The 23,471-nt window shown below is 45.7% G+C and carries 26 protein-coding genes; 16 read left to right on the top strand and 10 right to left on the bottom strand.

The features are described from left to right. Positions 1-52: 52 nt before the first annotated feature. From R8O11_RS04050 to R8O11_RS04030, 5 genes are all read left to right on the top strand, one after another. Positions 53-1,900, top strand: coding sequence for a M3 family metallopeptidase (locus tag R8O11_RS04050; protein ID WP_258494031.1), 1,848 nt, complete (start codon positions 53-55; stop codon positions 1,898-1,900). A gap of 69 nt (positions 1,901-1,969) precedes the next feature. Next, positions 1,970-2,506 carry a DUF924 family protein gene (locus R8O11_RS04045; protein ID WP_064369523.1) on the top strand — a complete coding sequence of 179 codons (537 nt, stop codon included), beginning with the start codon at positions 1,970-1,972 and terminating at the stop codon, positions 2,504-2,506. A gap of 24 nt (positions 2,507-2,530) precedes the next feature. Beyond that, entirely contained in the window at positions 2,531-2,860 is a 330-nt protein-coding gene (locus R8O11_RS04040) for a DUF4144 domain-containing protein (RefSeq protein WP_053350102.1), read from the top strand. Between the two features lie 139 nt (positions 2,861-2,999). Next, positions 3,000-3,485, top strand: a complete 486-nt coding sequence (locus R8O11_RS04035; RefSeq protein ID WP_025768760.1) for a VOC family protein — start codon at positions 3,000-3,002, stop codon at positions 3,483-3,485. Positions 3,486-3,659: 174 nt separating this feature from the next. Continuing rightward, on the top strand, positions 3,660-4,085 hold the full coding sequence (locus tag R8O11_RS04030; RefSeq protein ID WP_017821017.1) for a VOC family protein: 426 nt from the start codon (positions 3,660-3,662) through the stop codon (positions 4,083-4,085). Between the two features lie 77 nt (positions 4,086-4,162). On the opposite strand, the gene R8O11_RS04025 is transcribed toward R8O11_RS04030, so the two are convergent. Beyond that, complete coding sequence (locus R8O11_RS04025) at positions 4,163-5,308, bottom strand: MBL fold metallo-hydrolase (RefSeq protein ID WP_318193943.1); 1,146 nt, start codon at positions 5,306-5,308, stop codon at positions 4,163-4,165. A gap of 180 nt (positions 5,309-5,488) precedes the next feature. Here R8O11_RS04025 and R8O11_RS04020 point away from each other — a divergent pair, with 180 nt between their 5' ends. Further along, a complete protein-coding gene (locus tag R8O11_RS04020) occupies positions 5,489-5,734 on the top strand; it encodes a Rho-binding antiterminator (protein ID WP_005460845.1) in 246 nt (81 codons plus the stop codon). 96 nt (positions 5,735-5,830) lie between these two features. Here R8O11_RS04020 and R8O11_RS04015 read toward each other — a convergent pair whose 3' ends face one another. From R8O11_RS04015 to ompW, 3 genes are all read right to left on the bottom strand, one after another. Further along, a complete protein-coding gene (locus R8O11_RS04015; protein WP_005383288.1) occupies positions 5,831-7,321 on the bottom strand; it encodes an MDR family MFS transporter in 1,491 nt (496 codons plus the stop codon). Continuing rightward, positions 7,318-8,343: an HlyD family secretion protein gene (locus R8O11_RS04010; RefSeq protein ID WP_318193936.1), complete on the bottom strand. Its 1,026-nt coding sequence runs from the start codon at positions 8,341-8,343 to the stop codon at positions 7,318-7,320. The genes R8O11_RS04015 and R8O11_RS04010 overlap by 4 nt, the downstream gene beginning before the upstream one ends. A gap of 214 nt (positions 8,344-8,557) precedes the next feature. After that, a complete protein-coding gene (gene ompW / locus R8O11_RS04005; protein WP_158155629.1) occupies positions 8,558-9,202 on the bottom strand; it encodes an outer membrane protein OmpW in 645 nt (214 codons plus the stop codon). A 495-nt stretch (positions 9,203-9,697) separates the two neighbouring features. Between ompW and R8O11_RS04000 the strand changes: the two genes are divergently transcribed. Genes R8O11_RS04000 through R8O11_RS03990 form a run of 3 tightly spaced genes read left to right on the top strand, consistent with a single transcriptional unit; the run spans position 9,698 to position 11,327 of the window. Further along, the gene (locus tag R8O11_RS04000) at positions 9,698-10,348 is read left to right on the top strand and encodes a Qnr family pentapeptide repeat protein (protein WP_005460782.1); all 651 of its coding nucleotides are present in this window, start codon (positions 9,698-9,700) and stop codon (positions 10,346-10,348) included. A 9-nt stretch (positions 10,349-10,357) separates the two neighbouring features. Next, the gene (locus tag R8O11_RS03995) at positions 10,358-10,669 is read left to right on the top strand and encodes a cupin domain-containing protein (protein WP_047725283.1); all 312 of its coding nucleotides are present in this window, start codon (positions 10,358-10,360) and stop codon (positions 10,667-10,669) included. A 37-nt stretch (positions 10,670-10,706) separates the two neighbouring features. After that, complete coding sequence (locus R8O11_RS03990; RefSeq protein ID WP_213867373.1) at positions 10,707-11,327, top strand: HAD-IB family hydrolase; 621 nt, start codon at positions 10,707-10,709, stop codon at positions 11,325-11,327. Between the two features lie 117 nt (positions 11,328-11,444). Here the strand turns inward: R8O11_RS03990 and R8O11_RS03985 are convergent, their stop codons facing one another. Both R8O11_RS03985 and R8O11_RS03980 read right to left on the bottom strand, forming a co-directional pair. After that, positions 11,445-12,623 carry a lytic polysaccharide monooxygenase gene (locus tag R8O11_RS03985; RefSeq protein ID WP_318193935.1) on the bottom strand — a complete coding sequence of 393 codons (1,179 nt, stop codon included), beginning with the start codon at positions 12,621-12,623 and terminating at the stop codon, positions 11,445-11,447. 214 nt (positions 12,624-12,837) lie between these two features. Further along, a complete protein-coding gene (locus R8O11_RS03980; protein WP_031780811.1) occupies positions 12,838-13,278 on the bottom strand; it encodes an Lrp/AsnC family transcriptional regulator in 441 nt (146 codons plus the stop codon). A 114-nt stretch (positions 13,279-13,392) separates the two neighbouring features. Between R8O11_RS03980 and R8O11_RS03975 the strand changes: the two genes are divergently transcribed. Next, positions 13,393-13,977 carry a LysE family translocator gene (locus tag R8O11_RS03975; protein WP_154204124.1) on the top strand — a complete coding sequence of 195 codons (585 nt, stop codon included), beginning with the start codon at positions 13,393-13,395 and terminating at the stop codon, positions 13,975-13,977. Between the two features lie 179 nt (positions 13,978-14,156). Then, positions 14,157-14,930: a siderophore-interacting protein gene (locus R8O11_RS03970; RefSeq protein WP_318193934.1), complete on the top strand. Its 774-nt coding sequence runs from the start codon at positions 14,157-14,159 to the stop codon at positions 14,928-14,930. 99 nt (positions 14,931-15,029) lie between these two features. Here the strand turns inward: R8O11_RS03970 and R8O11_RS03965 are convergent, their stop codons facing one another. Beyond that, the gene (locus R8O11_RS03965; RefSeq protein ID WP_017633836.1) at positions 15,030-15,902 is read right to left on the bottom strand and encodes a LysR family transcriptional regulator; all 873 of its coding nucleotides are present in this window, start codon (positions 15,900-15,902) and stop codon (positions 15,030-15,032) included. A gap of 80 nt (positions 15,903-15,982) precedes the next feature. Further along, on the bottom strand, positions 15,983-16,789 hold the full coding sequence (locus tag R8O11_RS03960) for an arylamine N-acetyltransferase family protein (RefSeq protein ID WP_054576499.1): 807 nt from the start codon (positions 16,787-16,789) through the stop codon (positions 15,983-15,985). Between the two features lie 293 nt (positions 16,790-17,082). Between R8O11_RS03960 and R8O11_RS03955 the strand changes: the two genes are divergently transcribed. The 5 genes from R8O11_RS03955 (at position 17,083) to R8O11_RS03935 (ending at position 21,550) form a co-directional block, all read left to right on the top strand. Next, a complete protein-coding gene (locus tag R8O11_RS03955) occupies positions 17,083-18,231 on the top strand; it encodes an S-(hydroxymethyl)glutathione dehydrogenase/class III alcohol dehydrogenase (RefSeq protein ID WP_017633834.1) in 1,149 nt (382 codons plus the stop codon). Positions 18,232-18,293: 62 nt separating this feature from the next. Beyond that, positions 18,294-19,133: an S-formylglutathione hydrolase gene (gene fghA / locus R8O11_RS03950; protein WP_005374382.1), complete on the top strand. Its 840-nt coding sequence runs from the start codon at positions 18,294-18,296 to the stop codon at positions 19,131-19,133. 444 nt (positions 19,134-19,577) lie between these two features. Further along, positions 19,578-20,033, top strand: a complete 456-nt coding sequence (locus tag R8O11_RS03945) for a hypothetical protein (RefSeq protein WP_005374384.1) — start codon at positions 19,578-19,580, stop codon at positions 20,031-20,033. A gap of 5 nt (positions 20,034-20,038) precedes the next feature. After that, positions 20,039-21,136: a GGDEF domain-containing protein gene (locus R8O11_RS03940; protein ID WP_005383270.1), complete on the top strand. Its 1,098-nt coding sequence runs from the start codon at positions 20,039-20,041 to the stop codon at positions 21,134-21,136. A gap of 24 nt (positions 21,137-21,160) precedes the next feature. Next, positions 21,161-21,550, top strand: a complete 390-nt coding sequence (locus R8O11_RS03935) for a hypothetical protein (RefSeq protein WP_005464976.1) — start codon at positions 21,161-21,163, stop codon at positions 21,548-21,550. 107 nt (positions 21,551-21,657) lie between these two features. Here the strand turns inward: R8O11_RS03935 and R8O11_RS03930 are convergent, their stop codons facing one another. Further along, entirely contained in the window at positions 21,658-22,461 is an 804-nt protein-coding gene (locus tag R8O11_RS03930; RefSeq protein ID WP_025516303.1) for a Cof-type HAD-IIB family hydrolase, read from the bottom strand. Positions 22,462-22,555: 94 nt separating this feature from the next. Continuing rightward, on the bottom strand, positions 22,556-23,443 hold the full coding sequence (locus tag R8O11_RS03925; RefSeq protein WP_020841638.1) for a LysR family transcriptional regulator: 888 nt from the start codon (positions 23,441-23,443) through the stop codon (positions 22,556-22,558). Between the last annotated feature and the right edge of the window lie 28 nt (positions 23,444-23,471).

Genomic DNA, 23,471 nt, shown 5'->3' with positions numbered 1-23,471 from the left:
CAAGCGTGCAATAATCAACTGTCTACATAACGAAACCATTTGAAGGATCAAAATGACCGCAACGGATTACCTCAACGACCTCAATCAACGTTACCTTGCGATTCACCGCACCAAAGAAGATTTCTTTTGGGAAACTTACATGGGGATCAGCGATGACCATGATGGCTCGACGCAAGCACAAACGGCATGGACAAGCTTTTTAAGCAACGCCGAGCAAATTACTGCCATCAAACAACAGCTTGAAGCCGCGGACTCAATTACCGACCCACAAGAGAAACAACAAACCATTACGGGTCTATCTGGTTGGCTGGCGATGTTTGAATCTCACGCTATCGAGGGCGAAAAAGCACAAGCGTTGAAAAATCAGCTCATTGCCTTTGAAGCTGAGCTCTTCGAGAAAAAACAGAACCACGTACAAACATTTACCGATGAGAACGGCGAGCAAGTAGAAGGTTCACTTCCAGTATTAAGCTCAACCATTCGCACCAGCAATCATGAAGAAGTTCGCCAATCGGCTCATCAAGCGTTGCTGAACCTTGAACAATGGCTACTGCAAAACGGCTTTATTGAACTGATCAAACTGCGCAACCAGTTCGCTCGCTCACTGGGTTATGCGACTTTCTTTGATTACTCCGTGCAAAAAACGGAAAAGATGAGCACTGAGCAGCTATTCGAAATTTTGGAAGATTTCGAACAACGCACGCGAGATGCGCATCTAAACAGCTTAGAAAACTTGGCGAAAGAGAAAGGCGCAAGCGCACTAGCAGGCTACAACTTTGTTTACTCATTCGCGGGTAACGTTATGCGTGACCTTGACCCATACGTGCCGTTCTCAAAATCTCTGAGACGCTGGGTAGAATCATTTGGTCGCCTAAATATTGATTACTCTGGCGCGACGCTAACGCTGGATTTACTAGATCGCAAAGGTAAGTACCCGAATGGGTTCTGCCACGGCCCTATCCCTTCTTTCTATAATCAAGGCGAATGGGTCGCAGCGCAGGTGAACTTCACCAGTAATGCCAAACCAGACCAAGTGGGCAGCGGCTACGATGGCATTAACACGCTGTTCCACGAAGGTGGCCACGCAGCACACTTTGCGAACGTAAAAATGAACGCACCTTGTTTCTCGCAGGAGTTTGCGCCGACGTCAATGGCTTATGCAGAAACTCAGTCGATGTTCTGTGACAGCCTGTTAACCGATGCCGATTGGCTAAAACAATACGCACTGGATGATGAAGGGAATCCGGTTCCTGATGAGATCATTCAAGCGATGATCAACAGTCGTCAGCCATTCAAAGCTTATGAAGAACGTAGCATCTTGGTTGTGCCGTACTTTGAACGCGCGTTATATCAACTGAGCGATGACGAGTTAACGCCAGAACGCATCACTAAGCTGGCTCGCGATTGTGAAAAACAGATCCTTGGTTTGGAATGCAGCCCTCGCCCACTGATGGCGATTCCACATTTGCTATCCGACGAAGCGGCGTGTGCGTATCAAGGTTACCTACTCGCGCACATGGCGGTGTACCAGACCCGTGCATACTTCCTTGAGAAGTTTGGTTACCTAACGGATAACCCAGAAATTGGCCCACTGCTGGCAAAACACTACTGGCACGCAGGCAATCACTTGTCGCACAACGAAACCATTGTCAGCCTGACTGGCGAAGGCTTCAATGCCAAATACCTTGCAGACGTGTGTAACCTGTCGCCAGAACAGGCATGGGAAGTGCAGCAGAAGAAAATCGACTCACTTGCGACGCGAGAGCGAGCATCAGTCGCTTCACTGAACGCCGCGATTAAAGTCGTCGACGGCAGTAAAGAGCTGGCAAGCAACACCATCTCTGACGAACAAATGTGTGACGATTTTGAACGTTACATCGTAGAGACTTACGGTCGATAACACGCAGAAAGCCAGGAGCTTGCCTTCTGGCTTTTTATTCTTTAGCTAATGCAATAGGAAGGAAGATCCATGTACCAAGAAGTCATCAAATTTTGGTTCGAGGAGCTATCGCCCCAAAATTGGTTTGAAAACAACCCAGAACTGGACAAGCGTATTGCATCGCGATTTGCCTCGGTATTAGAACAAGCCGCTCGTTGTGAACTGTTTAATTGGCGTGACAGCGCACAAGGACGATTGGCCGAAATCATCGTCCTCGACCAGTTTTCACGTAATGTGTATCGCAACACCCCAAAAGCGTTTGCACAAGACCCACTCGCATTAGCATTGGCTCAAGAGGCTATTCGGTTAGGTCACGACAAAGAATTAGCGCCCGAGCAGCTAAGCTTTTTGTACATGCCGTTTATGCACAGCGAATCTCGCCTCATTCATGTCCAAGCTGAAAAATTGTTTCGCGCATCAGGGCTTGAAAATAACTACGATTTTGAGCTAAAACACAAAGCCATCATCGACCAGTTTGGGCGCTATCCTCATCGCAATGCGATACTGGGAAGAAAGAGCACTCCCGAAGAGTTAGCGTTTTTGCAACAACCTGGGTCAAGTTTCTAAATAACAATGAATAATGAGTTAACCATGAGAGACCACGCAGTATGTTGGCCATGCTTGCTAAAACTAGACGGCGACGATGAGCTGATCTACACGCATTCCCAGTCCGACTTAGACTCTGAATGCGAAGCCCTCATTTTTGGGCAAGATGATTACGTTATCGACTCAAATGGAAACACATTCGAATTGGAAAATAATGGTTCGAACGCCACTCTTTTACATCCAAAAGAACGAACGCTGTCCGTAGAAGAGGTTACGTCATTAATCCAATCGCATGAATTCAGCCTCGCGCAACGGTGCATTATCAAGATTCATTTCACCTCGGTGAGGCAAGCTGTTGAGGCCTTAGCTCACTAAATCAATCCCAACATGCACACCATTAAATAAAATTATCATTTTTATAATTTATGATAATTTCATGTAATCAACATCACACCATATACTCTCCCACATCGAAACAAGACAACGTTCAAACACACATGTTGGGAGCAAACAAATGAAAATGAATCATGTCGGTATTATGGTCGGAGATATGGACAAAGCGGTTGAGTTTTACACGCAAGCGCTAGGTTTAAAAGTCGTTATGGGCAACACGAAAGTGATTGAAGAACGCGAAACGGCAATTGGCAGAATGTGTATTGCGGTCTTTGGGGAAGGCTTTAAAGGCTTCAACATTGCGCACCTTGTGACAAGTGATGGCATCGGCCTTGAATTATTCGAAATGAAAGAGCGTCAAGAGCGCCATGAAGTGGATTTTTCTCGCATCGGTATCTTCCATTTCTGTTTGCAGACAGACGATTTTGAAGGTGCTATCAAACGCACCGAAGCACTAGGTGGCAAAGTGCGCATGGACATCATGCGTTACCACCCAGAAGACGATAATAAGCCTGCGAAAATGGTTTACCTAGAAGACCCATTCGGCAACCTATTCGAGCTTTACTCACACTCATACGAAGAAACTTACGCTTCTGATTACGAGTAATAGCCCCATCCATATTCCAAAAGGCTAGCAATACGCTAGCCTTTTTTGTTTGCTTTGAGTTGCAGTGTTTCTGCACTCGCTCTAGCAAAAAAACATCTGGAATTTGATCATTTATCTCACCACTTTTAAGGTCACTTTATACTTACCTCAACACAATGCAAAAAGGAGTGAAGCATGCCCACCAAAAATCCAATCGCCATCAAAGCGCTTGATCATGTTGTATTAAGGACCTGTAACCTCGATGCTATGTTGCATTTCTATCGAGACATTTTGGGCTGCCCTGTCGAACGCGAAGTAACGGAACTTGGTTTAACTCAACTTAGGGCAGGTAACGCATTGATTGATGTAGTGACGGTAGACAGCGAATTGGGCCAACTCGGCGGTAAGCCACCAGTTCAAAATGGTCGTAATATTGACCATTTTTGCCTGCAATTGGCGCCTTTTTCCGAGGATGAATTACTGGAATATCTGCGTTCGAACGGCATTGAAACCGAAGAGTTTGCGAAACGCTACGGCGCACAAGGATTCGGTCGCTCACTCTATATTCATGATCCGGAAGGAAATGTAGTCGAGTTAAAGCCTCAAGTGATTGATGAGTAAGCGAGTAAAAAACCTTGTTATATTCTGAAAATAACAAGGTTAATTTCTAAAATAATTATTGAAGTAAGATCATATTATTAAGTCAAAATTCTAGCTGGTTCACCTATTTCTTTTTCTCGCCACCATTGTTTATTTATATGTTCTTGATGAACGTAAAAACTCTCCCCCGGCATTGGCGTCAGCAGCGTTATATGTTCTTTTTGACAATGGGTAAGCAAATCTAAAATCGGTTCGTCCCAACGGTGAGTAAATAGCTCGTATGTAGCCCAATGCACGGGCAACAGTTTTTTCGCATTTAAATCGTGAAACGCTTGCACGGTATGGTGAGCCTGCATGTGCCCCCAGTTTTCGACCGGATAACCTTGGCCTTTCACATCGGCAGCCACTTCCAAACAAGCAATGTCGATTGGCCCACATCGCTTTGCGATCTCGGAAAAGTGCGAATCGTAAGCTGAATCGCCACTAAAATAGAGCGTCTCTTCTTTACCTTTGATGACCCAAGAAGCCCACAAGGTCGAGTTTTTATCGAAATAAGTACGACCAGAATTATGATTAGCGGGCGTACAAATCAGTTCGATTCCGGCATAGTGCACGCTATCCCACCAATCGAATTCCACGATGTTGTCTGCGCAAACGCCCCACTTTATCAGATGCTTGCCAACCCCTAAGGGCACATAAAACGTCACGGATTTATCAGCGTAGAAACGTATGGTCGATGCTTCTAAATGGTCGTAATGATCGTGCGAAATCACGATAATTTCAGGAATCGGCAAACAATCTCTGGCATGGGTATTGGGAACATTGCGTTCAAACCACGCTTTTGCGATGAACGGAGAAGCGTAATCAAATACCGGATCGGTCAGAATTCGAATGCCATCGACCTCCACCAGCATGGTGGAATGGCCCAGCCAAGTAACGCGCATCGATTCACTTCGCTGCGCAAACTGCGTAGGTTGAATTGGGAAATGTGGCAGATGTTCGTTAGGACTCAATGGCGTTCTACCACCAAGATAGCTCCAACACACCTGCCAGAATGATTGCGGGCTAGGGACATTTGGCATCTCGTTTTTAACGCGGCCGTTTTCAAATTGAGGCGAGTGGTGAACACGGTGCGCCAACTGCGCATGGTAGGTTTGAGGGGAAATCAGTGAACTTGGCTTTTGTGGCTTTTGTGTCTTTTGTTCACTCGTTAGGTATGTGCGCTTAAGTATCGTCTCAGACATATCGTAGTTTTGTCTCGCTTGTGAACGCTCAACAGTAAGTTTATTAAAACGTGCGTGTATGTCTATTTCGTGACCAAAATGAGGTGTAAGATGAAGATTCAGTTTCAATCAAACGTCTTCTATTTAAGGATACGGTTCTCAAACCTTCTGAATACTGCGTCGGTTTGAAAGGAGAAAACTATGGTGACTTGCAGCCAATACGATTTTATTGAAATCGCCTGTATGTTTAAGCTCCCTATCGAGATCACACTAAAAAATGGTGAAACTCATCAGGGCAACGCGTTCGACACAGGCTACGACATGCAGCGACAAGAGTGTTTGTTTTTAGATATGGATGGAGAGCACACCGCCTTCCCGACTGAACAATTAGTCGCAATGCGCGCGCTCAAAGCCAATCCGCATTTTGACGAAGTGACGTTTGAGTAAACGTCCTTCTTTCACTGACACCGTCCAATAAAAAACGCCTCTCAAGCTGACACAACTTGAGAGGCGTTCTCTTACACTATTCACCGGAACTTCATGTTATTCACGCGACCGAATGAAAACCAGCATCGGCATCATGATCACGAACATCACTCCCACAAGCTGGAAGGTGTGCACAAAGGCGACCATTTGCGATTGCTGCTGCAACATCTGTTGGTATTGGTCTAACGCAACCGGGTCGGTAATAGAAAGCCCCTGATTGGCCGCCCAGTCATGCAAGTTAGGATTATAAGGATTAATACCCTCTCCCAGCGCATGCCATTGCTGCTGACTATCACGATATTGGAACGTGGTTGCGATAGAGATACCAAACGAACTACCAATGGTACGGAACAGATTGTAAATACTCGCCGCCGCAACAGATTGCTCTTTCGGAATCGTTAAATACGCCAAGGTGGATAGCGTCGAGAAGGTTAAACCAAGCCCCATCCCCTGAATCATACTCGGCATCACAATCCAAAATGTATCGATCTGCAGTGAGTACTGCGTCATCAAATAGCTACCAATCCCGATGCAGCTCAAGCCAAAGACTATTTTGATTCTGGGATCGAATTGCGGATTGAGCTTAATCACCAAAATCAACATCGCCGCTGACGCCAACCCACGCGGTGCCATTAATAAACCAGTGGTTGAGACCGGATAATCCAGCAAGCTTTCCAACAGCATTGGTTGTTGAGTCGTCAGACCAAACATCGCCATCGACACCACGGCAATCATCAATGACGAGACCATAAGGTTTCGGTCTTTCAGTAGCCACAATGGCGCTATTGGACTTTTGGTTTTCCAACTGCGATATATCCACATCACCAATCCCATGACTGCGAGCAATATCGCCGTCTGAATCATACGTGAGTCGAGCCAGTCGTCTTCATTCCCTTTATCCAACACAAACTGCAACGCGCCCACACCTAACGCCATGTAACCGATGATCCACCAGTCAAAGTTAGGTTTGGATTTGTTGTCGATATGGATATAGCGATAAATCAAAGAGGTACAGATCAAACCGAATGGCAAGTTGATGTAAAAAATCCAGCGCCAGTTAATGTTGTCGGTGATCACACCACCCACAACTGGGCCCAAAATAGGACCAAGCAAAATGCCGATGGAGAAAATCGCCATCGCTTTGCCTTTTTGCTCATACGGATAAATCTGCACTAACGTCGACTGCGCCAATGGAATCACCGACGCGCCGAAAGCGCCTTGGATAATGCGAAATAGCACCATCTCTTCAAGAGACTGTGCTTGCCCACAAAGCGCACTGGCAATCACAAAACCGATCACAGCAACCAACATGACTTTGCGTTCACCAAAACGCGACACCCAGAAACTGGTCATCGGAATGAAGATCGCTTCCGCCATGCTGTAACCCGTCAACACCCACGTAATTTGGTCTGCCGTTGCGCCCAACGCGCCCATCATGTGCGATAGCGACACGTTCGCAACGGTCATATCGATTAACACCATGATGGCAGAAAGCATCACGGCGACGGTGGCAATCCCCCGTTTGTCTGCCGTAATTTGATGGCTCATTGCACGCTACTTTGCAAATCAATGGTGACTTCTGAGCTCGCACCCACGCGAAGTTGCGGCGCATCGGCCGGTACTTCTAATGCCAAACGTACAGGGAAACGCTGTTTGATTTTAACCCAGTTACCCGTTGCGTTTTCTGGTGGCATCAAGGAGAACGATGTACCACTCGCAGGCGACAGCTGCTCTACCGTTGCTTTCCACACCACGTCTGGGTACATATCAATCACCACATCCGCATGCATACCAGGTTTGATGTGAGTAAGATCGGTTTCTTTAAAGTTCGCGCGTACCCAATAGCTGTCTTTTAAAATCACAGGGAACAGCGTTTGACCCACGCTAACAACCGAGCCTACGTGCGTATTGATCTCACCGGCAATGCCATCCACTGGTGACGTAATGTCGGTGTAGCTCAAGTTCAGCTCTGCTTGCGCTAACTGTGCTGCCGCTTGTTGAACAACCGCAGCCTCTGCGCCTTCTTCACCACGGTTCGCAATGGCTTTTTCTACCGTCGCGCGCGCTTGCTCCAGGCTCGCTTGGGCATTGGCTAGTTTGTTTTTTGCCGTATCTAAATCTTGGTCCGACACCAGTTTGCGTTTCACTAGGGAATCCGTACGTTTGTACTCCACTTGCGCTTCTGTCAGGTTAGAGCGCGCCGCATCTAAGCCCGCAACAGCTTCAGTTACCTGCTTATCGGCAACGTCATGTTGCTGGACCGCCAATTGGTATGCCGCTTTTGCTTGCTTCACTGCCAACAAATATGGGCGTGAATCTATCTTCAGCAGTAGGTCACCTTTGTTAACAGATTGGAAATCTTTAACATTCACAGAAACCACTTGGCCTTTTACCTGAGGCGCTACCGACAAAATTTTTGCCCTAACGTAGGCATCTTCCGTGCTTGGGTGACTGTCTGAATACTGCCAAGACCAATACATCGCACCAAATGCGATAACACAGAGAGTAAAGAAAAGAGTTTTTACCAGCTTAGATCTGGAGGAGGAATGCTTTGCGATGTCGTCGCTCATTTATATTGTCCACTTGTTCAATTATGTGATCAGTGTAGGACTTTTCGATCTTCCGACAATAAAATGATCTGCAAGGTAAAGATCCAATTTTGCATGTTGCTAAGTGGAGTAAATGATGTGCAATCAAAACGAGGATAAAAAAGAGGGGCAGTCCCCGTAACCGCCCCCAAAGTCATGCCAATAATAGTAATGTGCGTGTAACTACTGGTTTTTCTTAGAACTTGTAACCGCCGCTGATCATAAATACCCAAGGGTTAATTTTGACGTCGGTTTTTTGCTTCACTCCACCTGCTTTGTAAGTTGCTTCTGTTTCAATGTTTGCGTACCACGCAGCAGCGTTGAAGAACCATTGATCGTTGATCATGTAGTCCACACCAATATTCGCTGCTAGACCGAATGAGTCATCCAACTTAAGATCTGAAAGACCAGCGCCTTTACCCGTACTATTGAAGCCCTCATCAAAGAACATGGTGTAGTTGAGACCTGCACCCACGTATGGACGGAACTTACTTTGTGGCTCGCCAAAGTAGTACTGCACCATAAGCGTTGGTGGAAGGTGTTTGGTGTCCGCGATATCACCAAGACCTAACAAGTCTGTTGAAATATCGTGGCTGAATGGTGTTGCTGCTAGAAGCTCTAAACTGATGTTGTCTGTAAACATGTAGCCAAACGTCAAACCAAGCTGCGTATTTGAATCCACTTTCAATTCTTCTTGAGAACCAAGAATCTTATCGCTGCTGTCGTTTGGAACGACAGACGCCGCACCAACACGAAGAACGAAGTCACCTTGTTTATGAGCGAAAACACTTGGTGACACGAGTGCAGCAACCACTGCTAGACTGCAGATTGTTTTTTTCATTTTTATTTCCTTTCGTAGGGCTTCGTTATGTCGTACCCAAAGGGGTGCCTACTAACTGATCTGAGATTTCAAGTAAACTCAGCGCCTTGAAGCACACGGGTATCTATATCTTTTTGAGCTGTGCGCAATCTAGCACATAGAAACCCTACTATTTTGATGGAAATCAATTTGTGAAAAATATAGGTTTTTTGTATGGAGAAACGCCATATTGATCAACAAATTATGCAAATAGGATACAATTCTGTAATGCAAACTGTGCGTGTGAGTTGCCATGCATACCCATAAATGCGAATCCTCTCGTTAAGGCTCGTAGCCAGCAAAAACTTTTTTCGTCCTCTACGTCTTCTATTTTCAAAAAACAACCCACTTAAAACGCTCGTTTGCCCCCTTAAAATCGCGATTTGAGGGGTTTGTAAAGCACTGAAATACAAGAAGTTATTTTTATGGAAAATCAGTCACTTGGAGTGCTAGTCTGCTCGCAGCTAAGGAGAAGACATGTTAAAAACCGATCTCATTTTTGAACGAGAAAACTTTTCTCATCACGATTTTCAGAATGCCACCTTTAAAAACTGCCACTTTTATATGTGCAGTTTCGACCATGCCGATCTGCGCGATGCTAAGTTCATCGACTGTCGCTTTATCGAATCCAAAGCGCTAGAAGGGTGTAGTTTTCGTTTCGCGAACTTAAAAGATGCCAGCTTCACGAACTGTATGTTGGCGATGAGCCTGTTTAACGGCGCAAATTGTATGGGCTTGGAGCTGCGTAAGTGCGATCTCAAAGGGGCAAACTTCCAAGGTGCGAACTTTGCTAATCGCGTCAGTAACACCATGTTTTTCTGTTCTGCTTTTATTACTGGCTGCAACCTCACCTACTGTAACTTCGAACGAGTGTTACTAGAAAAATGTGACCTCTTTGAAAACCGTTGGAACGGTGCGAACCTCGCAGGGGCAACTCTCAAAGGCTCGGATTTATCTCGCTGCGAATTCTCGCCAGAACAATGGGGAACCTTTAACGTTGAGCAATGTGATCTGACTCATGTCGAACTAGACGGGCTGGATGTGCGCCGCGTTTCTCTGTTTGGTGTTAAGATTTGTGATTGGCAACAAGAGCAATTACTTGCGCCTTTTGGACTGATCATTCTCTAAGGAAAGGCCATGAATCTTTTTAAAGACTTACCGAATAACCTCGACGAGGAAGTGTTCGAAGACCTGCTGACCCACAAAAACCTGCGTATAGAACGCATTGTCTCTACGGGGCAAACCTCGCCCGAAAGTGGCTGGTACGATCAAGAAGAACATGAATGGGTCTTGGTTCTTAAAGGAGCTGGAGAGCTGACTTTTGAATCAGATGTAGTGCAACGACTTGAGGCAGGCGATCACGTTACGATTCCAGCTCATACCAAACACAAAGTGAGCTGGACTGACCCAACGCAAGAAACCATCTGGTTGGCGGTGTTTTATCAATAAACACAAAACGATCTTAAACCAAAAAATAGGCGCGAGTTTGCTCGATACTACTAAGCCGTCACTGGCACTGTTTGATTTTGATGGCACCATCACCCGAGAGGATATGTTTAGCCTTTTCCTCCACTATTCTGCTTATGGCCTGCGCAAACGAGTAGGAAAGGTCGCTATCATGCCATTTTATGCGCTGTACAAACTCGGAGTGTTACCCGCTCGTGTTATGCGTCCTCTCAGCAGTTTTATTGCATTTTCAGGGAAAGAAACGCAGAAAATTGAAGCGATTGGCACTCAGTTTGCCCATGAAGTGATCCCGCTGTACTTACGGCCAGAAGCGATGGAAAGGCTGGCTTGGCATCAACACAGAGGCGATACCATTGTGGTGGTGTCGGCATCACTCAATGCGTATCTCAAGCCTTGGTGTGAGGCGAACGGTTACCACTTGCTGTGCAGTGAACTGATCTCAGAACAGCCAAAACTGAGTGGCTTTTACCAGCAAGGTGATTGTAGTTTAGAAAAAAAAGTCTCGCGCGTTAGGGCCACGTTTTCGCTCGACGAATTTGCGTCTGTTTATGCCTACGGTGATACGCACGAAGACATTCCGATGCTCAAACTGGCAGACTACGCGATGCTCAACTGGAGCGAGTGGAGAGCAAGCGAATAACGATATGTGCTCTGATTTTCAAGACAGCCACTCAACCAAAGTGGTCGTTTTAGACTGAAAAAAACAAACCCTTCTCATGTGAGAAGGGTTTTATTGTTCAGGGCCCGAATAAATGGCTTAACGCCATACACCCCACTGACCCGTTGTGCCTGGTTCCTCACCAGACGTCCACCATTGGGCAGTCCATTCTTTACCATTGTGTGTCACCACATCACCTTGGTTGTAAACGGCTGTCTTGTCCCACAAGTTGGTTGGTTCAACTGGTCGCGTGACATCCGCTTTGATCAGTGACAACGCGTAACTGAAGTCTGCGCTTGGCGCTAATACTTGGTTTGCATTCACGTTGTTACTATCGAACATGTAGTGGTTCATCTCTTGATGCCAAATGCCCACGTACCAATCACCCGTTTGCTGCGCATTAAATTGATCCGCAATTTCTGCCGCCCAAGTCGCCGTATTGTTTGCACTGATTGGTAGTGAAATATCGACAATTTCATTCCCCGTCGCATTAAACGTACGGAAACGAATGGTGTCACCCGCTTCTACTGGCCCAAAACCTTGCTGAACAAAGTAGCCTAGAGATGTCAGATTGTTGCCCGGTTCGGTTGGATCAACAGGGTCAGTCGGTGGCGTCGTGCTCGTTCCGTTTAACGTAATGTCACTACAGTTGTAGAAACCTTCCCCAGCGACATCAATGCGCTGCCAACGAGTATAGAGCACCGCATCGCCGGAACGATCAGCAGGGAAAGTCACCTGAATACGGTAGCGTTTTTCCGCATCAACATACACATCACCTGCGGTGTCGATCAGCTCTAAATCACTCCAAGTAAGAGGCTTTGAATCATCATAAGTTGGCTTGGTGAGATAGAATTCCCAGTACGATGGGTTGTGCGGCGCTTTGCCGTAAAACACCAATTCAATCTGGTTGTTTGCATCTGGCGTAACATTGGTGCGCTGCCAGTTTGGAGAAGGAATGTTCAAGCCTTTCTTAGCTGTATCGCCAGCAGAACATAGTTCACCGTCGCGAACCACGGCTTTCACATGCTCCATATCTCGGTAATTTGGTACGTTCGCCGCGATTTCGCTGCGTTGCACAAACGGATACGCGCCAGATTCTTCAAAAGCCGCTTTACACGCTTGGTTAGGGATCTCGTTGGTCCAAAAACCACCGTCTAAATAACACGTATTCTGACGAGCGCTTGGAAATTCTACCCAGCCGTGGGCGTTGACGTTAAATGAGCTCAATGCGGCAACAGCGCTTAAGCTCAAAAGAGGAAGTGTTACATGTGATTTCATCGTTCATCCTTAATTTTGCTGACTCGCCGCTCTGAAACACAAGCGGTTTAAGCAAAACTAGCAGGATGGGATTATTTAGAAGGTGAGAATAAATATGGAAATTGTAAGAGTGCCATCTGCTTTCCAGCATTTGTTGTGAACCATTCTCATACTCGACTGACTCTTTCGAGTCACTTCAAATTCATGTGCCACAAAAACTGTCACTCTCGTTTGGCTATCGCTCGTCTTTTGGTGTGTCCATCACCACCATGGTTGTGATCGACTTGACGTGTTCGCACTCACCCAACACATCAGCATGGAACGCTTTATAAGCGGCGAGATTTTGCGTCTCTACGCGTATGAGATATTCGTTAGATCCCGTAATGTTGTGACATTCCACCACCTCGTTTACAAAACGCACATGCTCTTCGAAACCCAGCTGTGCCTGCTTAGAGTGCGAGGCCAAACCAATCGACACATAAGCGACAAAACCCACGCCAAGTTGCTGATTATCCAGTACTGCTCGGTAGCCTTTGATAACGCCTTTACGCTCTAAATCTTGCACTCGGCGTAAGGTTGCAGACGGAGATAAACCAACGCGTTCCGACAGCTCCACATTGGAGATTCTTCCGTCTCGTTTGAGCACTTGCAATATTCTTTCGTCAAATCTATCCATCATGATGTTTCATTGCTTATTTAGTTTCTAATCATCAAATAAAAGCACAATATTGACCTCAGTTCTACTTATAGTTGCTCTCAACTTATCGAGAACTGATTCAAGGAACAATCTATGGAATATCATCAACTGGGCGCTTTGGCGTTGTTCGCTTTTGTCTCCACTTTTACGCCGGGTCCCAATAACATTATGTTGATGACCTCAGGGGCAAATGTCGGCTTTAAACGCACTATCCCACACATGTTAGGCATTACCTTCGGCTTTGGTGCCATGCTAATTTTGGTGGGTATTGGCTTGATGGGCCTGTTCCACGCTTACCCGCTCACCCACTCGATTTTAAAAGTATTGAGCTTGAGTTATTTGCTGTACTTGACGTACAAAATCGCCACCAGCGACAAAACCGAAGCAAAACATGATTTTCGCCCGATGTCTTTTTTAGGGGCTGTCACATTCCAATGGGTGAACCCAAAAGGTTGGTCGATGGCGTTGACGGCCATTACGGTATACAGCAGTGGCGGTGCATGGCTCGAACTGACTTTTATCGCCGGTATCTTCTGTTTAGCCAACTTGCCATCGGTAACATTTTGGACGGCGGCAGGCATGCAATTGCAGCGTTGGTTGACCACCGATAAACGCGTTAAGGGGTTCAACTACAGCATGGCCGCTCTGTTGCTTTTGTCTACGATTCCAATGATATAAGTCCATTTATGGTTAAAAAACGACTCACTTTACGTGGTTAGAGGAAGGATAGAGGTAATATTTTTCTTGAGGCTTTGGCGTTAATTCACAGTGTAAATTTGTTTAAAGACGCTACCCTCTTGTTAGGGAACTTGATAATCTTTAAATGAGAAAGAGAATAATTATCGAGTAAAGTAACAATGAAAAAGAAGCCTCAACCTAAAACGCTTGTTGTCACAGACACAGAAACCATCACTCCAAACATGCAGCGCATTACCTTGCAAGGTGAGGCGCTGAGCCATTTTCCTCGTGACTGCGAAGGCAGTTACATCAAATTACTGTTTAATGATATGGGCGGCGCGGATCTGAGCATCCTGTCAGAAGACGACCGACCAATCATGCGCACCTACACAATTCGACGCTTTCATCCAGAAACCAGCTCAATCGAAGTGGATTTCGTCCGACACGTAACGCAAGATCTGCAATGCGGATTTGCAGCACGTTGGGCAATGGCCGCGCAAAAAGGCGACACGATCAGCATCGTGGGGCCGGGTAGCATCTCCAACTTAAATACTGAGGCGGAATGGTTCTTCATGGCTGCCGATATGACAGCACTTCCAGCACTTTCTGCGAAAATTCGTACGCTGCCAGAAGAGGCCAAAGGCTACGCTGTGATCAGCGTGATGTCTCCAGCCGACATTCAACCCCTAAACACGCCAGCCGATATGGAGTTGATTTGGCTAACCGAACAGCAAACCTTGGCTGATAGCGTTCGCGAACTCGAGTGGTTAGATGGTAACGCTTCGGTATGGTGTGCGTGTGAGTTCGATTCAATGCGTGCGCTGCGCCAATATTTCCGCAACGAAAAAGAAGTCGATCGCGAGAATATCTACATCAGCAGCTATTGGAAGCAAGGCGTGTCTGAAGATGGGCACAAAGTGATTAAACGTGAAGACGCGGAATCCAACCAATAGTGATTCATGTCTTTTCGATTCCAGCTCTCATCCTAATAAAAACGCCCGGCATCACCGGGCGTTTTAGCAACTTCAGTTGTATTAAAGTTCATGAAAACTCTAATCCGCTAGTTCCTGCGCTAAAAAGTCGATCAACAACCTCACTTTGGGCGATAAATTTCGGCTTTGTGGATACAGTGCCCAAATGCCTTCACGGTCGTCTCGGTAATCGGTCAGCACCTCGACTAGCTCACCGTTATCTAGAGCTTCTTGAACGTAATAGTCCGGCAACTGCACTAAACCCAAACCACGTTTGGCGGCGCCCATTAGCGCAAAACCACTATTGCATTTAATTCTCCCCGATACGCGCAAAGACTTATCGCGTTTATTTTCCTTAAAATGCCAATAATCGACCGAACCAACTAGGCACTGATGTCGAGCCAGTTCGGATAATGTGTGAGGCTCGCCAAATCGCTCCAAATACATAGGGCTAGCACACACGTAATTTTGACGCGACGAAAGACGCTTTGCGATCATGCTGGAATCTTGCAGGCGGCCAAGACGAATCGCCACGTCTACCCCTTGCTCTATCAAATCCAGTTTTTGATTGGTCAGAACTAAATCGAGATCCACACGCGGGTACTTCTCCAAAAACTGATGCAAGAGCGGTGCGAGGTTCATTTCCCCATAGGTCACAGGCGCTGTCACACGCAGCAAACCTCGCGGTTCGGTTTGCATTTGCGTTACAGCAAGCTCAGCTAGTTCTAGCCCTTCGACCAAGTGTTTGCACTGCTGATAATAAAGCTGTCCAGCTTCAGACAGAGAAACTTTTCGCGTCGTGCGATGCAGTAACTTAACCGCAAGACGCTCTTCAAGTGCCGATACGCGGCGACTGATTTGTGCCACTGACGTTTTCAGTTTAGCCGCGGCAGCTGTAAAGCTGTTAGTTTCCGCTACGGCAACAAACTCGCTGACTCCTTCCCAATTCGCCATGCTGTATTCCTGTCGACCTCTTCTAGACAAATAGTGATTACATTGTTCTCGTCGCGCTACGCTTTGAAAACTGGAAAACTTTACGCGTCAGGTAACGGACGAAGATCGTCGTATTGCGCATCAAGCTCAATGCCAAAATATTCTTTCAACGCATCCAGGTAGGTTTGACCTGGCTCTAGCTCTATTTCTGTTAGCGCTTCATGATTGGTGCATCTGAGTGTGTAGTTAAGCAGCGTCACCAACCCACTTTCTGTCGCTCTAGCAGCGACTCTTGCGCTAGTAAAACGTGAATTAGGCGAAGTCGAGGTAAAGAAGTTGCTACATGCAATGTCACCAGCAAACACAAACTCTAGGTCAAAGCTGTATAGATTGTTCCACGTGTCCGTTCCATCGGTTGAAAGCACTTGGAGGAAATAACCAAACTGAGCATCTTTGACAAAACGGAAGGTTTGTAAATCCGTCTGAATCACTTGGTCAAGGATAAATGGCAATGGCGCTCGAGGGGTATTGGAGCCAAAACCCACATCGACAATCCATGTTTGTTCCTCTAACGTCACTAACGTGATTTGATGACTACGACCTGTTGGTGTACCAGACACATGTACACGCCCTAGCAAACTTCGCGCTTCAAACCCAAGAGTGTTGAGCACATCAAGCATTAAACCATTTAATTCAAAGCAGTAACCACCGCGAGAGTGGTACACGGTTTTTTGAATAATATCTTCAATCTCAACAGAGACGCCTCGCTGCAATGCGATGTCAAAATTCTCAAACGGCAGGCAACGATGCTGCGCCACGTGAATTCTGTGCAATGACTCCAAATCGGCGGGCAATTCACTAGGCAAGCCTAGCTTGGTTAAATAGGCACTCAGATCCGTCTTATTCATAATCACTCTTACTTAGCTGATGGTTTGACAGTTTTCTACTTTAGCCCCTCTATCTAACTTCAGGTCAATCACCTTTTCCATTTCCCTTCCGCTTTAAGGAGGCATCGCACTCTTTTTACACGCTCACCTTATCATTATTACGCATATGTAAAAATCATTTTCAAAATGGACGGATTATCATTTTTACTGAAACACCTAAAATGAGCACCAACAAAACGACGAAGCGCGGTAAGCAAACCTTAACTACGCTTATTACGTCACTCCATATACTGAAAATATAAAGGAAACATCCAATGTCGCTTGAAATCAAACCTGGTCAAACTCACATAAAATCAAAAGCAATGGTCGCTTGGGCTGCAGGTGAGCCGCTTAAAATGGAAGAAGTTGATGTACAACTTCCAAAAGCCGGCGAAGTGCTAGTACGCATCGTAGCAACTGGTGTTTGTCACACTGACGCATTCACACTATCAGGTGACGATCCAGAAGGTATCTTCCCTTCAATCCTTGGTCACGAAGGTGGCGGTATCGTTGAAATGGTTGGCGAAGGCGTAACAAGCGTTGAAGTTGGCGACCACGTTATCCCACTTTACACTGCTGAATGTGGTGAGTGTAAGTTCTGTAAATCTGGCAAAACGAACCTATGTCAGGCCGTTCGTGAAACGCAAGGTAAAGGCCTAATGCCAGATGGCACAAGCCGATTCTCTATCAACGGCGAAACTATCTTCCACTACATGGGTTGTTCTACTTTCTCTGAGTACACGGTTCTTCCAGAAATCTCACTAGCGAAAGTAAACAAAGAAGCACCACTTGAAGAAGTTTGTCTTCTAGGTTGTGGCGTAACCACTGGTATGGGTGCGGTATTAAACACAGCTAAAGTTGAAAAAGGCGACACAGTGGCAATCTTTGGTCTCGGCGGTATCGGTCTTTCTGCAATCATCGGTGCTCGCATGGCTGGTGCCAGCCGCATCATCGGTGTAGACATCAACGAAAGCAAATTCGACCTAGCGAAACAACTTGGTGCAACTGACGTAATCAACCCACAAAAATTCGACAAGCCAATTCAAGAAGTGATTGTTGAAATGACAGACGGTGGTGTTGACTACTCATTCGAATGTATCGGTAACGTAAACGTGATGCGCCAAGCACTTGAGTGCTGTCACAAAGGTTGGGGTGAGTCAGTCATCATTGGTGTTGCTGGTGCAGGTCAAGAGATCTCAACTCGTCCATTCCAACTGGTAACTGGTCGTGTATGGCGTGGCAGCGCTTTCGGTGGCGTTAAAGGTCGCTCTGAGCTTCCAGAAATCGTAAACCGTTACATGGCTGGTGAATTCGGCTTACAGGAGTTCATTACCCACACAATGGGATTAGCAGACGTCAACAAAGCGTTTGATCTGATGCATGAAGGTAAGAGCATCCGAACAGTTATCCATATGGATCAATAATGCTGCCTCAGGCTCTCCTTTTGGGGAGCCTGAATTCCTTCTGCTAATTAGAGAGTTTATTCATGACCATTGAAAATGTAAGCCAAGCCAAAGTGTTTGGCGGTTGGCACAAGCAATATACACACGAATCCAATGCCCTAAACTGCACCATGCGCTTCGCGATATTCTTGCCACCTAACGCAACGAAATCAAATCCCGTACCCGCGCTATACTGGCTCTCTGGTTTAACGTGTACCGATGAGAACTTTATGCAGAAAGCGGGCGCATTTCGTATGGCGGCCGAGCTTGGCATTGCGATCATTGCACCAGACACAAGTCCGAGAGGCGAAGGTATCGCTGACGACGAAAGCTATGACCTAGGAAAAGGAGCTGGCTTTTACCTTAATGCGACGCAAGCACCTTGGTCACTGCATTACTGTATGTACGACTATGTGACTGAGGAGTTGCCTGCGATCATCGAAAGTAACTTCCCAGTCTCTGACGTGAAGTCAATTTCCGGTCACAGTATGGGCGGCCACGGAGCGCTCACCATTGGTCTGAAAAATTCAGAACAGTACCGTTCTATTTCAGCGTTCAGTCCAATCAGTAACCCAATGCAATGCCCTTGGGGACAAAAAGCCTTTACTGCTTACTTAGGCAAGGAGCTTGAAAGCTGGAAGCAATACGATGCAAGTGAACTTCTAAAACAACAACAATCACCATTACCAATTTTGGTTGATCAAGGTGATGCTGATGGCTTCTTAAATGAGCAGCTTAGACCGGAAGCGCTGATTGCTGCGGCAAAAATACACGATTCAAACCTAACCTTGAGAATGCAACCAGGCTATGACCATAGCTATTACTTCATCTCAAGCTTTATTGAAGAGCACCTCAACTTCCATGCAAAATATTTGTTTGCATAGTTAATTTAAGTAAGCTCATGAAATAAAAAATAAAGTCACCAAAACTAGGTGACTTTATTTTCTTTACGTACTAACAAATACATATCTGAATATCGATGATTTAAATATGTAAAATAATGTAACTTAAGAACAAATTCGACGTCCATTTCTCGCCTTATTAAATTCTCATTTCCGACACAGTATCTTTATTAAAAATGAAACAAAGTTGCACTAAAAACCAATTAAATACCGCGAAATCATTACGAAACTCTACCATCATCCCAATACTCTGAGCTTTTAATTAAGAAGCAACTTAATAACCTTGACGTGACGTAAACCGACAGTTATTTTTGAAACATAACGTATTATAAAATCTCATCCGGTTGGCTCTATAATTATAAATAAATTACCGCTAGCACCTTTGTCCTAGCTAAGAAAAAAGAATAAAACTCAAAAGGGCATATGATGAAAAAGATAGTCGCGCTAGGTCTGTTTTTTGTTGCGCCATTCTTGTCTGCAAATACGATCGTATTTAGTAGTAGCCAGCAGCCTAGTGTCATACTGGAACTGGAAGAGATCCAAGCTTTACCTACCACTAGCTACACGATGACATTGCCTTGGCTTCCTGCTTCGTCAGAGTTTTTAGGCGTTAAACTCAGCACGCTTCTTACACACGTCTACGGAAAGGTACCAGAGCAGGTTGATATCAGCAGCTTAAACGACTATCACTCGACATTGTCCCGACAAGATATTCTTCGATATCAACCAATACTGGCTTATCAACAAGATCAGAATTACATAAAAGTCAGGAATAAAGGCCCTTTCTGGGTGATATATCCACTCAATCTCTATCCAGAGCTAAACTACAATAAATATCATGCGCAAATGGTATGGCAAGTAAATGAAATAAAAGAAAAATAATAAGAATGAAGTTATCAGAACCCTATTCTAAGAAACAAAGAATATTGCAATATTCTACCACCAGCAAAATGCTGCTGGTGGTGTTTGCCGTTTCTTTGCTTCTCGCGAATGTCGTGCTTTTACAGCAAACACGTTCACTCTCACAAAATTTTAATAACGAACAAAAACAAGCGACTTGGTTTTTATTCCAACTCTCCAAAGAACTATCAGAACTTGTCGGCGAGGCCAGACGGTTAGATGAAAACGTATTGAATATTGATGGTGCAGAGCTTCAATACGAGTTAGCGTGGAGCCGCTTTGACTTATTGACCAGTAGCACGAAAGCCAATAAGTTCTTTTCTCGGAACAACATGCACCTTTACTTCATTAATCTTTTTGAAGAGTTCAAAGAGCTAGAAAAACAACTAGTAGAAGCTAGAACAGGTGACAGCCAAGCTGCTGCTGCATTTTATCGTTCAACTCAAACACTATATTTAGGCTTAATAGACTTCGTTAATCAAAACTTCCGCCTAAGCAGTAAAGCTTATGAAGCACAAAAAGGTCAAACCCAGCGCTTAATGCAAGCACAATATATGTTGTTTGCGACGTTCGTTTTGTCGATTATCTCTCTAACTTATTTCTTTTATCGTGAATCCCATTTTCATAGAAAATTGGCGCTCAGCGACCCTTTAACGAACCTAGGGAACCGCAATGCACTATTCATTACCCTAAACAAATTTACTCAAGAAAAAAGGCCCTTTTCTCTCTGGATTCTAGATTTAAATGGTTTTAAAGAAGTCAACGACACACACGGACACCAAGTTGGCGACACTGTACTGCGGGAAATCGCTAGGCGGCTTAATTCTATGGCACTCAATGATTTTACTGTTTATCGCATGGGAGGAGATGAGTTCGCGGTTATCCTTGAAGGTGAACATCTCAATGAAGAGAACGTACGTGAGCAGATAAATACCGTCTTTGATGCACAAATATTAAACTCCGATAAAGTCTCAACACTTTCAACAAGCATGGGCTTAGCGCAATACCCTAAAGACAGTGACAATGTTGACTTTCTTATCAGCATAGCGGATAAGCGCATGTACAAAATGAAATTTCAACGTTAAACGGTATATATGATGAGAAAGTTCATGCAAGTACTGCTTCTACTGGCAGTCATTGCGGCAGGTGTGTTGGCTTGGGTATTTATTCCATCGCACGAAACCATCGGGCAAAAAACGCTTGAGCAGGCACTCAACGACGACTACAGCCTCGTTGGCCATCGAATCTACTCAACCGATCCGGATGCTGGTAACCGATTCGGTTACTTCGTATTGGCAACGGGTCAGAGCATTGAAGAACAAGAGCCGTTTTTGGTCACTTCGGATCAGTTTATTCGCATGGAACAAACGGGTGATAACACCTTGTCTGTGACCGTCAATGGCCGTATCTACCAATACCACAACGACTTGTGGGTACCAAAATCGGATGGAAAGTTGCAGCACTTTTTAGTCAGCGCAACTGCCAACTACGTGCGCTAAAAAACGGGAACATTACTCCCCCCTCCCATCACACACAAAAAAACAAAGCCCCGCATGTACTGCGGGGCTTTTTACGTTAACAAGAAAGTAACATCGAAAGGAGGGCGTTACTTCGCTAACACTTTCTCTTTAATCACTTTGAGTACCCCAGCCTCTTGGTTGCTTGGCGCAGAATAACGAGCGATTTTCTTAATCTCTTCATGCGCATTGGCAACCGCGTACGAATGCTCACTGACTTGCAGCATTTCGAGGTCGTTGAGGTAATCACCAAACGTCATGGTTTCGGCCGGAGTAAAATTCATTGTATCTTGAAGATGCTTAATGGCCGCTCCTTTAGATGCCTCGGCATTCATCACATCCAGCCAAATTTTTGCGCTCACTACAACTTTATGCGTTGCACCAAACTTCGCGTTCATGGTCGGGAACAGGAGCTCTTCCGAACCGTCAAAGTGACAAATCGCTACCTTGATGAACTCGTCTTCGACCTCAAGCAAATCCGTCACCGTTTCACAGCGATGGTAGTACTTTTGAAACTCTTCCAGTGATTGCTGATCATGCGTTTCGATGTACGCCGAGCGCTTGCCACACAATACGATGTTCGCTCCATCAATTTCACGAGCCGCTTTCACAATCTCCGCCACTTCCGCTTTAGGAATGGCGCAACTGTAGAGCTCTTTGTCTTGGTACATCACCAAGGTGCCATTTTCGGCCACATACAACACTCTATCTTTGATTGGCGCGAACGTGTCTCGCAGGCTGTAATACTGACGACCAGACGCAGCGGAGAACAAAATACCTTGCTCTTCCAGTTGCAAAAACAGGTCGAAAAACTCTGGATCCAAACGACCGTATTGGTCAAGCAAAGTGCCATCCATATCGGAAGCAATAAATTTGATGCGAACTTGTGACATTAACTAAAACTCTAAATGACGTTGCGAAAAATATATCCATGTAAGGTACAGGATCTTGTATGAATCTCAAGTCGGGACAACGACGCCTTCGCGATTACCAAGGGTGCAGTTTAAAGTAATCTTCACTGTGATCGATGAAGGCTCTCACCGCAGGAGACAAGTGTTTACGTGATGAATACAGCGCGTAAATGTTGAGATCATTTGGCTTCCAATTCGGCAACACCGACTCAAGCTGACCCGATTGCAGATAGATATTGCTCAAATAGGTTGGCAGCATCGAAATACCCATGCCTTGTAACGCGCCATGCAATAACGCCGTGGCCTCATTGCTGGTTAGGCGACACTCAATTCCCACCGATTCGAACTGGTCGCCCTGAGACAAATGCCACACGTGACGCTCAAAGTTTTTGTAACCCAAACAGTCGTGTGAAGATAAATCTCGCGGATGCGCGATCGCGTGGTGAGTTTGCAAGTATTGTGGCGATGCCACCAACACCGATTCACACACCGCAATCGGCTTACCAATCAAAGAAGGATCGGGATCTGACGCAATTCGGATTGCCAGATCGATGCGTTGCTCGGTTAGATCACTCACTGAGTCTTGCAGATCTATGTCGATATGCACTTTGGGGTGCTTTTGCATAAAACTGTTTACTGCTGGGATCAACTGTGAGAATCCAAATGAAGTGCTAGACGCGAGACGGATTTTTCCGGACAGCTCACCATCAACGGCAATGTTCGACGTCAACGTATCGGCCTGTTTTAACCAGCGCTCAATCTGAGGCAAGCTGCGCTCCCCTGCGGTGGTGAGCGACACCTTGCGCGTGGTGCGGTGCAACAAACGAGTTTGCAGCCAGTTCTCCATCGCCTCTACATAACGAGTCACCATAGGCCGAGACATGTCTAACCGCTCTGCGGTCGCGGTAAAACTGCCAGAATAGACCACATCCACAAATACTTTTGCTGCCGTTACTCTGTCCATACATTTGCTCGAAATAAGAAATAGTGAT

The sequence above is a fragment of the Vibrio sp. 1288 genome (genome assembly GCF_033344475.1).
This window is presented reverse-complemented; position numbering and strand designations above follow the sequence as displayed.

Bases quoted from the DNA above. Each gene is read 5' to 3' on its own strand.
- R8O11_RS04050 (WP_258494031.1), top strand. From the start codon at position 53: ATGACCGCAACGGATTACCTCAACGACCTCAATCAACGTTACCTTGCG.
- R8O11_RS04045 (WP_064369523.1), top strand. From the start codon at position 1,970: ATGTACCAAGAAGTCATCAAATTTTGGTTCGAGGAGCTATCGCCCCAA.
- R8O11_RS04040 (WP_053350102.1), top strand. From the start codon at position 2,531: ATGAGAGACCACGCAGTATGTTGGCCATGCTTGCTAAAACTAGACGGC.
- R8O11_RS04035 (WP_025768760.1), top strand. From the start codon at position 3,000: ATGAAAATGAATCATGTCGGTATTATGGTCGGAGATATGGACAAAGCG.
- R8O11_RS04030 (WP_017821017.1), top strand. From the start codon at position 3,660: ATGCCCACCAAAAATCCAATCGCCATCAAAGCGCTTGATCATGTTGTA.
- R8O11_RS04025 (WP_318193943.1), bottom strand. From the start codon at position 5,308: ATGTCTGAGACGATACTTAAGCGCACATACCTAACGAGTGAACAAAAG.
- R8O11_RS04020 (WP_005460845.1), top strand. From the start codon at position 5,489: ATGGTGACTTGCAGCCAATACGATTTTATTGAAATCGCCTGTATGTTT.
- R8O11_RS04015 (WP_005383288.1), bottom strand. From the start codon at position 7,321: ATGAGCCATCAAATTACGGCAGACAAACGGGGGATTGCCACCGTCGCC.
- R8O11_RS04010 (WP_318193936.1), bottom strand. From the start codon at position 8,343: ATGAGCGACGACATCGCAAAGCATTCCTCCTCCAGATCTAAGCTGGTA.
- ompW (WP_158155629.1), bottom strand. From the start codon at position 9,202: ATGAAAAAAACAATCTGCAGTCTAGCAGTGGTTGCTGCACTCGTGTCA.
- R8O11_RS04000 (WP_005460782.1), top strand. From the start codon at position 9,698: ATGTTAAAAACCGATCTCATTTTTGAACGAGAAAACTTTTCTCATCAC.
- R8O11_RS03995 (WP_047725283.1), top strand. From the start codon at position 10,358: ATGAATCTTTTTAAAGACTTACCGAATAACCTCGACGAGGAAGTGTTC.
- R8O11_RS03985 (WP_318193935.1), bottom strand. From the start codon at position 12,623: ATGAAATCACATGTAACACTTCCTCTTTTGAGCTTAAGCGCTGTTGCC.
- R8O11_RS03980 (WP_031780811.1), bottom strand. From the start codon at position 13,278: ATGGATAGATTTGACGAAAGAATATTGCAAGTGCTCAAACGAGACGGA.
- R8O11_RS03975 (WP_154204124.1), top strand. From the start codon at position 13,393: ATGGAATATCATCAACTGGGCGCTTTGGCGTTGTTCGCTTTTGTCTCC.
- R8O11_RS03970 (WP_318193934.1), top strand. From the start codon at position 14,157: ATGAAAAAGAAGCCTCAACCTAAAACGCTTGTTGTCACAGACACAGAA.
- R8O11_RS03965 (WP_017633836.1), bottom strand. From the start codon at position 15,902: ATGGCGAATTGGGAAGGAGTCAGCGAGTTTGTTGCCGTAGCGGAAACT.
- R8O11_RS03960 (WP_054576499.1), bottom strand. From the start codon at position 16,789: ATGAATAAGACGGATCTGAGTGCCTATTTAACCAAGCTAGGCTTGCCT.
- R8O11_RS03955 (WP_017633834.1), top strand. From the start codon at position 17,083: ATGTCGCTTGAAATCAAACCTGGTCAAACTCACATAAAATCAAAAGCA.
- fghA (WP_005374382.1), top strand. From the start codon at position 18,294: ATGACCATTGAAAATGTAAGCCAAGCCAAAGTGTTTGGCGGTTGGCAC.
- R8O11_RS03945 (WP_005374384.1), top strand. From the start codon at position 19,578: ATGAAAAAGATAGTCGCGCTAGGTCTGTTTTTTGTTGCGCCATTCTTG.
- R8O11_RS03940 (WP_005383270.1), top strand. From the start codon at position 20,039: ATGAAGTTATCAGAACCCTATTCTAAGAAACAAAGAATATTGCAATAT.
- R8O11_RS03935 (WP_005464976.1), top strand. From the start codon at position 21,161: ATGCAAGTACTGCTTCTACTGGCAGTCATTGCGGCAGGTGTGTTGGCT.
- R8O11_RS03930 (WP_025516303.1), bottom strand. From the start codon at position 22,461: ATGTCACAAGTTCGCATCAAATTTATTGCTTCCGATATGGATGGCACT.
- R8O11_RS03925 (WP_020841638.1), bottom strand. From the start codon at position 23,443: ATGGACAGAGTAACGGCAGCAAAAGTATTTGTGGATGTGGTCTATTCT.